This window comes from Geothermobacter hydrogeniphilus (assembly GCF_002898515.1).
In the GTDB taxonomy this organism is placed as follows: domain Bacteria; phylum Desulfobacterota; class Desulfuromonadia; order Desulfuromonadales; family Geothermobacteraceae; genus Geothermobacter_A.
Window position 1 is genome coordinate 1 of record NZ_PPFX01000065.1, and the last position, 10688, is coordinate 10688.

The 10688-nt window shown below is 60.7% G+C and carries 9 protein-coding genes, 1 tRNA gene and 1 pseudogene; 9 read left to right on the plus strand and 2 right to left on the minus strand.

The genetic code is table 11. The features are described 5' to 3' along the window. The 4 genes and pseudogenes from C2E25_RS17745 to C2E25_RS16890 form a co-directional block, all read left to right on the plus strand. Window positions 1-456 (plus strand): annotated as a pseudogene (locus C2E25_RS17745) (hypothetical protein); the annotation flags it as partial. A gap of 243 nt (window positions 457-699) precedes the next feature. Beyond that, window positions 700-775, plus strand: a tRNA-Asn gene (locus tag C2E25_RS16880). Between the two features lie 137 nt (window positions 776-912). Continuing rightward, window positions 913-1116 carry a hypothetical protein gene (locus tag C2E25_RS16885; RefSeq protein WP_103116885.1) on the plus strand — a complete coding sequence of 68 codons (204 nt, stop codon included), beginning with the start codon at window positions 913-915 and terminating at the stop codon, window positions 1114-1116. Between the two features lie 18 nt (window positions 1117-1134). Beyond that, a complete protein-coding gene (locus C2E25_RS16890) occupies window positions 1135-1515 on the plus strand; it encodes a VOC family protein (protein WP_103116886.1) in 381 nt (126 codons plus the stop codon). An 84-nt stretch (window positions 1516-1599) separates the two neighbouring features. Here the strand turns inward: C2E25_RS16890 and C2E25_RS16895 are convergent, their stop codons facing one another. Further along, window positions 1600-4422 (minus strand): GPMC system transcriptional regulator, encoded by a 2823-nt coding sequence (locus tag C2E25_RS16895; protein ID WP_103116887.1) that lies wholly within the window; start codon window positions 4420-4422, stop codon window positions 1600-1602. Window positions 4423-4567: 145 nt separating this feature from the next. On the opposite strand from C2E25_RS16895, the gene C2E25_RS16900 reads away from it, so the two are divergent. The 4 genes from C2E25_RS16900 (at window position 4568) to C2E25_RS16915 (ending at window position 8673) form a co-directional block, all read left to right on the plus strand. Next, window positions 4568-5047, plus strand: coding sequence for a CYTH domain-containing protein (locus C2E25_RS16900; RefSeq protein WP_103116888.1), 480 nt, complete (start codon window positions 4568-4570; stop codon window positions 5045-5047). A 329-nt stretch (window positions 5048-5376) separates the two neighbouring features. Then, window positions 5377-6459: a pyruvate dehydrogenase (acetyl-transferring) E1 component subunit alpha gene (gene pdhA / locus C2E25_RS16905; RefSeq protein WP_103116889.1), complete on the plus strand. Its 1083-nt coding sequence runs from the start codon at window positions 5377-5379 to the stop codon at window positions 6457-6459. Then, window positions 6452-7414 carry an alpha-ketoacid dehydrogenase subunit beta gene (locus C2E25_RS16910; RefSeq protein ID WP_085009964.1) on the plus strand — a complete coding sequence of 321 codons (963 nt, stop codon included), beginning with the start codon at window positions 6452-6454 and terminating at the stop codon, window positions 7412-7414. The genes pdhA and C2E25_RS16910 overlap by 8 nt, the downstream gene beginning before the upstream one ends. Beyond that, window positions 7411-8673: a dihydrolipoamide acetyltransferase family protein gene (locus C2E25_RS16915; RefSeq protein ID WP_233189475.1), complete on the plus strand. Its 1263-nt coding sequence runs from the start codon at window positions 7411-7413 to the stop codon at window positions 8671-8673. Before C2E25_RS16910 ends, C2E25_RS16915 begins: the two co-directional genes overlap by 4 nt. Before the next feature lie 170 nt (window positions 8674-8843). Here C2E25_RS16915 and C2E25_RS16920 read toward each other — a convergent pair whose 3' ends face one another. Next, entirely contained in the window at window positions 8844-9983 is a 1140-nt protein-coding gene (locus tag C2E25_RS16920; protein WP_103116890.1) for a Glu/Leu/Phe/Val family dehydrogenase, read from the minus strand. A gap of 117 nt (window positions 9984-10100) precedes the next feature. Between C2E25_RS16920 and C2E25_RS16925 the strand changes: the two genes are divergently transcribed. Then, entirely contained in the window at window positions 10101-10454 is a 354-nt protein-coding gene (locus tag C2E25_RS16925) for a hypothetical protein (RefSeq protein WP_103116891.1), read from the plus strand. Window positions 10455-10688: the final 234 nt, after the last annotated feature.

The following is a 10688-nucleotide window of genomic DNA, read 5'->3' on the forward strand; positions in this document are numbered from 1 at the left end:
GTCAGTGCGGGGCTGTCCACCTTAATGCACTGTCCGAAATTTTGGTACCAGCTCTCTGTCATCAAAAGATACGACCGGCCGCATACCCTCTTCTATTGCGACCCGCCATACTGGGAAACGGAAGGGTACGGTGTAGGGTTCCCCTGGGCGGAGTACGAGCAACTGCACGACCTGGCCGTCAACATCAAAGGGCAGATGATCATCAGCATTAACGACCACCCCGAAATCCGAGAGCTGTTTTCAGATCTGCCGGTGGTCGAAGTCGACTACAAATACACTGTCGGAGGAGGGGATAAGCAGAGCCACTGCACAGAGTTGATTTATGGCACCTGGCCGGACGGAATACCGACGCCGAACTGCTACCAAAACGAACTGTTTAAAGAAGGGGTAACCGCCCCCTTAAAACAGGGCCAAACCGAGCGGCGCGTTACACGAAGCTCTGAAGCTCGCCGATGAGGTGCGGCAATATTTCTGGCGGATCTGGAGCCGGAAAAATCGATATCGGCAGGCGCTGGCGGCCTGTGCAACCATTGAGGAGCTGCGCCAGGTGGTGTTTTGATTTTTTCTTGACAGCACCCGCCGGCTATCGTATAAACCCTCACGTCGTTACACGGATTTTCGGGTTGTTTTTCGGCCCATTTGTAACGGCAAAATAGTTTTTCTTCTCGCAAAAACAGTGAGTTAGAAAAACTATTCTCTTCCCCGATAGCTCAGTTGGTAGAGCGGGTGGCTGTTAACCACCTTGTCGCTGGTTCGAGTCCGGCTCGGGGAGCCAAAAGTTCTGAAGGACCTGCAGTTTATGATCTGCAGGTCCTTTTCATTTTTTCGAGAGAGTTGAAGCCTTCAGCCTGCAAGCGGAGCGGGCATTATTTTCCGGTTATTTTTTTCCAGAAAAGCGATATACTACCAACGATGAAAAGTAAGCGGGAACAGAAGATATATTGCAAAAACTGCGGGGCGGAAACCTACAATGCCAAGGACTGCCTGTGCGATTTCTGTTGGGAAATGGATGTCCGCCTGCGTTTTGCCTCCAAGCATAATCACGAGGCCGCCCGCAAGATTATCCTGACGTATTTTCCCGAGTTGACCGATCTCAAGGTGATCGGTCACGATTGAATTCCCGGGGAGGGAAAAATGACCTATCGCATGATCCACGCCTGCATCCGGGTTCTGGACCTGGAAAAAAGTGAGCAGTTTTACCAGCAGGCGTTTGGTTTCAGGGTTTCCCGCAAACGGGATTTTCCCGATGACGGCTTCACCCTCTCCTATCTGACCGATCCGAGCGACAGTTTCGAACTTGAACTGACCTACAACTATGATCAGCAGGAGCCTTACGTCATAGGCAACGGTTATTCCCACCTGGCGGTCAGCGTCGATGATCTCGAAGCGTCGCACCGACGCCACCAGGAGCTCGGTCTGGATCCGACGCCGCTGAAAGGCTTGAGCGGCACGGCCAGTTTCTATTTCGTTTCCGATCCGGACGGTTATCGGGTCGAGGTGGTACGCATGGCTTGAGGACGGATAATAAAGTTGGGAGCCCCCTCTGGAGGTTGTCAAAGCGCGGGAGCAGCGGAAGCTGCTCCCGCGCTTTTTTTTGACTCACTGGATACGGATGGTTTTGTAGAGGAAGTTTTTGAAACGGAAGAAAGTTTTGCGTTCTTCGTTGCGGTCACTCTTCGGGTCGCAGGCGTGCAGCAGACCGGCCAGTTTCGGCATGCTGGTTGCGCCCTGGCGGCGGGCCAGGTTGAGAACAGCGAGGACCATGTCACGGGTGATGCGGTTTTCAGAGTATGGGTTGTAAAGGGCAGTCCAGAAGGTTTCCTGTCCGGAGGTGATGGATTCCAGGATCTGCTCGGCCAGTTCTTCTGTCAGTCGACGGGTGGTCTGTCGGGGCGTGGCACTTTTCGCCGGATGGGGGCGGCCCAGGGTATGACGAATCAGTTGCTCGTCAATTTTGTGCCCATCGCGAAAAAAAAGGGCTCGGACCAGGATACTGCGCAGTTCGCGGATATTGCCGCTGTAATGGTGGCGCGCCAGTTCCTCGCGGGCGCCGCGGGTCAGCATCGGCGGTTCCGCCGGCTCCCCGGGACGTCGATAGATGCGGTAGAGGCGACCGAGGAAATGGGTGGCGAGGTCGGGGATATCTTCCCGGCGCTGGTTGAGGGAGGGAACCTCGATGGTCAACTCCGAGAGCCGGTGGTAAAGATCTTCACGGAAATCACCGGCTTCGATCAGTTTGCCGAGATCCTTGTTGGTGGCGGCGATCAGCAGCACCCGGGCATAGCGGGTCTGGTTGTCGCCGAGGCGGACAAAACCGCCGTTGTCGAGGAAGCGCAGCAGCTGAACCTGGGTTTTCGGGTCGGCATCGCCGATTTCGTCGAGAAAGACCACTCCGCCGTGGGCCTCTTCGAGAATTCCCTGGCGGTCAGCGTGGGCGCCGGTGTAGGCACCGCGCTTGTGACCGAACAGCTCGGAATAGGTGAGTTCGCCGCTGTAGGCGGCAATGTTGGTCTTTTTTACCGGCAGTTCACGGCGGCGGCCGAAGCGTCCCTGGTACATTTCGTTGAGCCGCGAAAAGATATTGTTGAAGATGAATTCCTTGCCGCTACCGGTTTCTCCGGTAATCAGAATCGACGGCAGGCCGAGGGTCGCTTCCTCGACATCGGTCTTGTGCCAGAGGGTGATGCGGTTGAAGATCGGCGGCGTGACCTGCTGGATGAATTCGACGATCTCCCGGGCGCGCGGAGCGTTGCCGATGATGTTGCCGAGCCGGTAGGAATGAATACTGGGGTCCCGGTAGCCGACGTCGGAACGCAGTTGTTCGACCTCGGAGGTCAGCTGTTCGATGCGCTGCAGATCGAACAGGTGGCGGGAAATCATCCGCTGAATGATCTGCAGGATCTGACGGTGTTCAGCGGTGAAGTACCAAGGGCGCAGCGAGTCGAGGCAGATCACCGCCAGCACCTCGTCATCGTGCATCACCGGCACCGCCAGTTCGCTGCGAATGTCAGTGGTGATCTCGCGGTAGAAGCCGCGGCCGCCTGCTTCTTCGCGGGTGTCAGTGATCAGCTGTTCCCGGCCGGTGGCGGCGGCCAGTCCGGTCAGGCTGCGTTCCTCGGCCGGCAATTCCTCGGCGCCGATCCGGATCGGGGGAATGTTGCGTTTCAGCCACTCCTTGATCTTGGCTCCGGTCAGGGTACCGTCATTCTCTTCGACCACCAGCCAGCGTTCACCCTCCCGCTCGCGTACCAGGGCGATGCTGCCGGTGTCGGCGCCGATAAGTTCGGTCGCCTTGGCCAGCACCCGGTTGAGGAAGGAGGGCAGGTTCTCATATTTCTCCTGCAGCAGGGTATTGATTTCGGCGAGGACCTGGATCTCCATGTGTTCGCCGCCGATCTCCTGGATGACCCGTTCCGCCATCTCGGCGTGGGCTTCGAGCAGCCCCTGTTCAAAGGGACTGAAGCGGTATCTTTCGGCGGTATAGTAGTTGACCAGGCAGCGCACCCGGCGGGAATGAGGATCGAGACGGGGCACCACGTAGAGGGACTGCAACCCCATCTGGTCGGTCAGGTAGCGTTTCTGCAGGGTTTGCGCCGGGAGGTTTTCGATATAGATCGGCTTGAGCAGTTTGTCGTCGCGGATGGTGCCGTCGCTGTGGATGTAGCGTGACAGCAGCGAGCGGCCGGTGCCGAGTTCGATCTGCTTCTCATCTTCATAGAGGCGTTTGACCGCGATGTCCGGAGAGTAGGAGGCGAGGATCTCCAGCACCCGATCCTCCGATTCTCCCGGCCGGGGCACCAGCACCGACGCCAGGGCCAACTTGTCGATCAGGCGGACTGCCGAACGGACCATGAACAGCGCCGCCTGCTGGCTCTTGGCGGTGTCTATTTCACGTGCCAGCAGGATCTGCTGATGGTACTTGCGGGCGCGGTCGAGAACCGGGGTGGCCTGCAGCAGGAACTGCCGCAGTTCTTCGATCTCGGCATCGCCCGGCAACTGCCCGCGACGACCGCTGTCAAGGCAGAGAACCCCCACCGCGCGCTGCTGGTGGATCAGCGGCAGGTGGCAGCTGGAGCCGATTTCGAGTCGGGCGGCAATCGCCCGCGCCTGGGGACTGTCGAGCTGGTCGATGTCGGTGAGCAGGGCCGGATCCTGCGAGGTGTAGACTCGGGAGACGAGAAAATCCTCGCTGTTGATGGGGAAGCTCTGGGCGCGGATCTCCTCGGCATGGGGTCCGGTAACGGCGGCGCAGGTCAGTTGACCGGCAGTCAGGTCTTCGAGATAGATGCGGCAACGGTTCTGGCGGGTCAGCAGGGTGGTGGCGTCGACCAGCAGGTGGAGGATGTCCTCGAGATTTTCCTTGCCGTAGCTGAGCAGTTTCCGGGTCAGTTTCGTCATCCTGGCAGTACGGATTTCATCCATAGCGGTTCCTCAATGAGTAGATATTTTACTCAGAGAGTATAGGGGTGTCGGATCGGATCTGTAAAGCAACTCCGGTTGACCTGCGGGGCAAAGGACGGCATGATGAAACCCGAGAGTCGCGAAACCTGGATCAGGAGTTGGCCGGATGGCGCTGGAAATCGAACGCAAGTTTCTGCTCAGAAATGACACCTGGAAGGTGGGCGCCGAAGGGGTGGCTTACCGGCAGGGTTATCTCAGCCTTGACCCGCAGCGCACGGTGCGGGTGCGCATCGCCGGTGACCGGGCTTTCCTGACCATCAAGGGCGCGACCCGCGGCTGTGCCCGCAGCGAATACGAATACCCGATTCCTCTGCAACAGGCGCGGCAGATGCTCGACGAACTCTGTCTCCGGCCGCAGATTGAAAAGACTCGCTACCGGGTTCCCCACGCCGGTCTTATCTGGGAGATCGACGAATTTCACGGCGCCAACGAAGGGCTGGTGCTGGCTGAGGTTGAACTTGACCGTCCGGATCAGCCCGTTGTTCTGCCCGACTGGGTCGGCGAAGAGGTAACAGGCGATGAACGCTACTACAACGCCTGTCTCAGCCGGACTCCCTTCAGCTCCTGGCCGCAACGGCGGGGCTGATCTGCAGCGTTCGCGTCGCCGCCTCCCTGCTCCTCTCGAATTCCTGAATCAGTGAGTCCCTTGTCGGCGGATAGCACAAGTCATTGACCTGCCTGAGCTTCCCGAAAATCACCAGCGAACCTGTGAGTGCGCTTCAGATTTTTGGAAATCCCATTCAGGCCAAGCGCTTGCACTCTCCATCCAACAGGAACCCACTGATTCAAGGATTTGACAGTCCTCTCTCCCCCGATAGACTCTAGGTAGAACCCGCAGCGGTATTGAGATCAAGGTTGCAGCCCTGCTCCCGAGTTCCCGCGGGGGCTCCGCCCGGGTTGGCGAAAGGCCGCAGGATGTCGAAAAAGATCATTGCCTCTTTCACAGTTTCCCGCCTGGAAATTCTTGATGAACAGGGTCGAACTGACGCCGAGTTGATGCCCGACCTGACCGATGACGACCTGGTTCGACTTTATGAGCTGATGCTGCTGACCCGACAGTTCGATCAGCGGGCCCTGCACCTGCAGCGCGAGGGTCGGCTCGGCACCTATCCCTCGGTTCTCGGTCAGGAGGCTTCCCAGGTCGGCAGCGCCTACGCGTTGCAGAACAGCGACTGGCTTTTCCCCGCCTTTCGGGAACTCGGCGTGTTTGTCACCCTCGGTTATCCGCTGGCCGAGATCTACCAGTACTGGAATGGCGATGAACGCGGCCTGCTCTGTCCCGAGCAGCTCAATATCTTTCCGATCTGCATTGCCGTCGGCACCCACATCCCCCATGCGGTCGGCGCCGCCATGGCCGCCCGTTACCGCGGCGACCCGATTGCCACCGCCTGCTATTTCGGTGACGGCGGCACCTCCAAGGGAGACTTCCACGAGGGATTGAACATGGCCGGGGTGTTCCAGGCGCCGGTGGTCTTCATTATCCAGAACAACCAGTGGGCGATTTCGATCTCGCGCAACCACCAGACGGCCGCCGAGACCCTGGCGCAGAAGGCGATTGCTTACGGCATTCCCGGCATCCAGGTGGACGGCAATGATGTTCTGGCGGTTTACCAGGCCACCCGCGAGGCGCTGCAGCGGGCCCGCAGCGGCGGTGGCCCGAGCCTGATCGAGTGCGAGACCTACCGTATGGCCGACCATACCACCGCCGACGATGCCGCCCGTTACCGTGACCCGGAAGAGGTTCAGCGCTGGCAGCGGCGTGATCCGTTGTTGCGCATGCGACGTTTTCTCGCCGACCGCGGGTTGTGGGATGACGCCCGCCAGCAGCAGCTGGAAACGGAGATCGACGCACGGCTCGACCGGGCGGTGGCCCGCGAGGAGGCGACCCCGCCGGCCCGGGCCCGGGATATTTTCGCCTATACCTGGACGGAAATGACCCCGCGCCAGAAGCGACAGCTGCAGCAGCTGCGCGATCTTCGGGAGTTGGATCATGGCTGAGATGAATATGGTTCAGGCCATCAACCTGGCTCTTCGCGAAGAGCTCGAGCGCGATCCGGATGTTGTGCTGCTCGGTGAGGATGTCGGTCGGGACGGCGGGGTTTTTCGCCTGACCGAGGGGCTGTACGAGGCGTTCGGAGAAGAGCGGGTGATCGACACGCCGCTGTCCGAATCGGCGATTATCGGGGTTGCCATCGGCATGGCTGCTTACGGGCTGAAACCGGTGGCTGAAATCCAGTTTCTCGGTTTTACCTATGGCGCCATCGAGCAGCTTTTCAGTCATGCCGCCCGTTTGCGCAGTCGATCCCGAGGCCAGCTGCACTGCCCGCTGGTGGTCCGTACTCCTTATGGCGGCGGGGTCAAGGCGCCGGAACTGCACGAGGAGTCGAGCGAAGCGATGTTCTGCCACATGCCCGGTCTCAAGGTGGTGGTTCCCGGTTCTCCCTGGTATGCCAAGGCGCTGCTTCAGGCCTCGATTCGCACTCCTGATCCGGTTCTTTTTCTGGAACCGACCCGTCTTTATCGACTGTTGCGGGAGGACGTTCCGGCAGGCGATCTTCCCGTCGAGCTCGGTAAGGCGCGCATTGCCCGTCCCGGTGATTCGGTGACGGTGGTTGCCTGGGGAAGCATGCTTGAGAAGAGTCTGCGGGCCGCTGCGGGCTTTGATGCCGAGGTCATTGACCTGATGACCCTCAATCCGTTCGATGCTGAAACCATTCTTGCTTCGGTACGCAGGACCGGGCGGCTGGTTGTGGTTCACGAAGCGGCGCAGACCGGCGGATTCGGGGCCGAGATCGCCGCCACCGTGGCCGAGGATGCGATCCTCTCTCTCAAGGCGCCGATCCGTCGCGTGACCGGCTGCGACGTTATCCCGCCGCTGCCGTTGCTGGAGGATTACAACGTGCCGACGGCGAAGCAGATTGCCGGGGCGATCGCGGAGGTGCTGGCGTTTTGAAGGAATCCCTGTTTGAATTCATTCTGCCTGACCTGGGTGAAGGGGTTGTCGAGGCGGAAATCCGTGCCTGGCACGTTGCCGTCGGCGAGCGGGTCAAGGAACATCAAAGCGCCCTGGAGGTGGAAACCGACAAGGCGGTGGTTGATGTCCCGGTGCCGCGTGCCGGGATCATCCGTACCCTCAACCACGAGGTGGGAGACCGGGTTCCGGTCGGCAGTGTGTTGTTGACCATCGCGACCGGTGAGTTCGAGGCGGATAGCGTGCCGGCACCTGCGGCCGGGGCCGTCGTCTCTCCGGTCAGGAAATCACACGGTATTGTCGGTGTTCTGCCGGAGGCGCCGTCGGCTGGACCGCCGGAAGGGCCCGTAACCGAAGCCCCGGTCGTTTCCGGAGAGAAGAAGGCTGTTCCGCTGCGCGCTCTGCCGCGGGTACGGGCGCTGGCGAAAGCGCGCGGGGTTGCCCTGGAGACACTCCGTGGCAGCGGCCCGGACGGGCGGATCACTGAAGAGGATGTTCTCACCGCCGCCGGTGCCGAACCTTCCGGGGACGCGGGCGATAGCGGCAGGCGCGTCCCTCTTGCCGGGTTGCGGCGTCGCATCGCCGAACACCTGCTTGAGGCGCAGCGCCGCACTGCGTTTGTCACCACCATGGCGGAAACCGATGTCACCCGTCTCTGGACGCTCAAGGCCCGTCAGCGGGACGAGCTGGCCGGGCGGGGCGTCAAACTGACCCTGCTGCCCTTTTTCATGAAGGCGACCCAGCATGCGCTGGCCGAATTCCCGCGGCTTAACGCCCGGGTTGATGAAGCCGCCGGCGAGATCGAACTGCTGGCGGAGTGCCACCTCGGAGTGGCGGTCGACAGCCGGGAAGGGCTGCTGGTGCCGGTGGTGCGGGATGTTGGGACCAAGAGCGTGGTCGATCTGGCGATTGAACTGCAGCAGCTGGCCGAGCAGGCCGAGAGCCGGTCCCTGAGTCGTGAACAGCTGCAGGGCAGCACCTTCACCCTGACCAACTTCGGCGGCTTCGGCGGCAGCTTCGCCACCCCGGTGATCAACTATCCTAACGTCGCCATTCTCGGTTTCGGCGGGATCAGTGAAAAACCCTGGGTGGTCGAAGGCGAGATCGTCATTCGCCGCATTCTGCCCCTCTCACTGACCTTCGACCACCGGGTCCTCGATGGCGCCGAGGCGACCCGCTTCCTGGTGCGGGTCGGGCAGTTCCTGGAAGATCCGGGGCTGTTGTTTATCGAGAGTGTCTGAGTCTTGCCGATCCTGAAAAGGCGTCCGCGCGCTCACTTCGCTCGCGAGAACGCAGAGATTCAGGTCTGAATCTCTGCGTTCTCAAGTGAGTGTCAGCGAACGGGCGTGAGACAGGTTTTGTCGGTCTGCTCCCTTATTCGTTGTAGAGGAGGGAAAGGGGGGGACGAAGCCTACCCTAGTAACCGGTCCCGGGCCTGTTCGATCAACCGGGCGGGATGGGGCGGTGGCGGGGTCCGCATCGCATCGAGGACTCGCCGGAGGGCAATCTCTTCGGCGGCGCGACGCGGCAGGACTTGCTCTTTCCTGCTGTGATCCAGGATCTCTGCGGTGTTGTGGTGCAGGTTGTCGCGGATTTCCTCGAACGCCTCGTCTTCGGTTTTTCCATAATATTCCGCCGCTGCCATGATCAATCCGCCGGCGTTGGCGATAAAGTCGGGAACCACCAGCACACCGCGCGTGGCGAGCAATTGTTCGGCTTCGATCGTCGCCGGGATGTTGGCGCCTTCGAGGATCATCCGCGCCCGAACTTGTGCCTGATTGTCGGCGCGGATGACATCGGCGGTTGCCGCCGGGACGAGGATGTCGCAGTCAATGCCGAAGATCGCCTCCTGCGGCAGCAGCTCTCCACCGGCGGCGGCGACCATGTTCTCGTTCCGGCGGTGGGCTTCGAGGGCCGCGTTCAGGTTGAGTCCCCCGGCGGCAAAGGCGGTGCCCTGGCGATCGCTCAGGGCGACCAGGATCGCGCCTCGCTCGACGAGAAAACGGGCCGCCGCGCTGCCGACATTGCCGAATCCCTGGATCGCCACCCGCGCTCCGGCCAGCGGCAGGTCGATATGCCGACAGGCGATTTCGGCGCAGGCGGCCAGGCCGAATCCGGTGGCGCCGAGTTTGTCGAGCGGCAGTCCGCCGAGTTCTTCCGGCAGCCCGGCGACCCTGCCGATTTCATCCTTGATCCAGGCCATCATGGTCTCGTTGCTGCCCATGTCCGGCGCCGGGATGTAGTCGTCGAGGCGGGCGATCATGCGGGCGAAACTGCGCACGATCGATTCGATATCCGGGTTGTCGGCAGCGGCGATGATCCCCGATTTCCCGCCACCGAGATGCAGTCCGGCGGCGGCGCTTTTGTAGGTCATGGTGCGGGCCAGTCGTGCGACTTCGGTGAGGTTGACTTCGGGCGTGATGCGGACCCCGCCGAGGGCCGGGCCGCGTGCCGTATTGTCGATCACGACAAAGGCGTGAAATGGAATCCGGGGGTCGTAGAGCTGCAGGATTTTGGTCGGACCAAGGTTATCGTAACGAATCTCGTTCATATTTAAAGCATAGCACCTGGCAGCCTGTTCGCGAGTGTCCGACCAGACGATATAATGAATTCAGGAAAATAAACCGATAGGTTAGAGAGAGATTTCGCGTTCGGATGGGAGGTAACAATGAAATACGGATGGCTGTTGCCGGGGCTGGTGCTGCTGGTCAGCTGTGCCGCGCCGCAGGTTCCTTCGCCGGCCGACAGGGCGGTTGAACGCTGGCGGGGAAAACCGGTTGCGCGCGTGATCGACAGTTGGGGGCCTCCCTCGGAAAGGCAGGAGACTGCCGAAGGCGAGGTTTATCGCTGGGAAGCCAGTGCCTACCCGGCGTCCAACATCCCGGCCAACCTGGCACCGGGAACCACCTACGCCTATGGCCCTCGGCGGGAGTTGAACTGCCAGGCGGTCCTTGAAGTTGACAATGCCGGGATCGTGACCAAGGCCGAGTGGCAGGGGTATGAATGTTACGGGCTGCCTTGAGCCCGCCCCGAATCGGTGAATCGCTAACTCCTGAATTAGTGAATTCATTGCCGGCGAATAGCACAAGTCATTGCCCCGTCTGCACTTTCCAAAAATCACCGGCGAACCTATGGGTGCGCCTCAGATTTTTGGGAATCGCATTCATGTCAAGCACTTGCACTCTTCATCCGCCATGAACCCACGTATATGGTCTCCCCCTTTTTTGCAAGGGCTTTGTGTCTTGATGACAGGGAC

Bases quoted from the DNA above. Each gene is read 5' to 3' on its own strand.
- C2E25_RS16885 (WP_103116885.1), top strand. From the start codon at position 913: ATGAAAAGTAAGCGGGAACAGAAGATATATTGCAAAAACTGCGGGGCG.
- C2E25_RS16890 (WP_103116886.1), top strand. From the start codon at position 1,135: ATGACCTATCGCATGATCCACGCCTGCATCCGGGTTCTGGACCTGGAA.
- C2E25_RS16895 (WP_103116887.1), bottom strand. From the start codon at position 4,422: ATGGATGAAATCCGTACTGCCAGGATGACGAAACTGACCCGGAAACTG.
- C2E25_RS16900 (WP_103116888.1), top strand. From the start codon at position 4,568: ATGGCGCTGGAAATCGAACGCAAGTTTCTGCTCAGAAATGACACCTGG.
- pdhA (WP_103116889.1), top strand. From the start codon at position 5,377: ATGTCGAAAAAGATCATTGCCTCTTTCACAGTTTCCCGCCTGGAAATT.
- C2E25_RS16910 (WP_085009964.1), top strand. From the start codon at position 6,452: ATGGCTGAGATGAATATGGTTCAGGCCATCAACCTGGCTCTTCGCGAA.
- C2E25_RS16920 (WP_103116890.1), bottom strand. From the start codon at position 9,983: ATGAACGAGATTCGTTACGATAACCTTGGTCCGACCAAAATCCTGCAG.
- C2E25_RS16925 (WP_103116891.1), top strand. From the start codon at position 10,101: ATGAAATACGGATGGCTGTTGCCGGGGCTGGTGCTGCTGGTCAGCTGT.